The 877-nt window shown below is 65.1% G+C and carries 2 protein-coding genes; both read left to right on the forward strand.

Features of this window, described 5'->3' with window-relative positions; translation table 11 throughout:
* Complete coding sequence (locus tag CLV71_RS36005; protein ID WP_133907378.1) at window positions 1-489, forward strand: YbaB/EbfC family nucleoid-associated protein; 489 nt, start codon at window positions 1-3, stop codon at window positions 487-489.
* Window positions 489-812: a hypothetical protein gene (locus tag CLV71_RS36010; protein WP_133907379.1), complete on the forward strand. Its 324-nt coding sequence runs from the start codon at window positions 489-491 to the stop codon at window positions 810-812. The genes CLV71_RS36005 and CLV71_RS36010 overlap by 1 nt, the downstream gene beginning before the upstream one ends.
* Window positions 813-877 lie beyond the last annotated feature (65 nt).

An 877-nucleotide genomic window follows, 5' to 3' on the forward strand; every position in this document is an offset into this window, starting at 1 on the left:
ATGGCCGACTGGAACTCCGCCGATCCCACCCAGGCTATGGACGCCGCGTTCGCGATGTTCGAGAACGAGTCCCGCAAGCTCGCCGAGCTGGGGAAGCACTGGGAGGAGGCGAGCACGACCGTACGGGCGAAGGACCACTCGCTCGAGATGACGCTAGACGGGCGCGGCGAGCTCGTGGAGCTGGTGTTCAACGCGTCGAAGTACCGCGCGATGCCGCCTGCCCAGCTCGCCCAGGTCATCGTCGAGACGCTGCGGCAGGGCCGTGTGCAGGCCCAGCAGAAGATGAACGATCTGATGGGCATTCCCGAGATTCCCGGGATGGACCTGGCCGGTCTTGCCAACGGGCAGGTCCGGCCGGACGAGATGATCAGCCAGCTGATCGGCCCCATGTTCGACACCCTGAACGAGTTCGGCGTCGAGGCCGAACGGCCGGGACTCGGCGGTGGCAACAGCAGCGGCAGTGCCAGTGCCAAACAAGAGGAGCGGTGATGGCCGAGAACTTCTACCTCGACGAGCCGGCGCTCGACAGTGTCGCCGACGGCATCCTGGTCACCGGGACCAACTTCACGTCCGCGTACAAGGACCTCGACGGCGTCCTGACCGCGACGCAGGGTTGCTGGGGCGACGACGAGATCGGCAAGGCGTTCGAGAAGAACTACTGGGAGAACGGCGAGAAGGTCTGGACCGGGACCGAGGGCGCGGGCGAGGGGTTGACCGAGACCTCGAAGAACATGAAGAAGTCCGCGGCGAACCTGTCGAGCGTCGACGAGGAGACCGCCAAGTGGCTGGACTCGCAGATCGAAGAGGAGTGAACGAATAACGGCCCCGCCGCCGTGTCCCCATCAGAGAGCCATTCGGAAGGAGGTGTATCGACAGA

This window comes from Actinophytocola oryzae, from assembly GCF_004364325.1.
GTDB classification, from domain to species: Bacteria; Actinomycetota; Actinomycetes; order Mycobacteriales; family Pseudonocardiaceae; genus Actinophytocola; species Actinophytocola oryzae.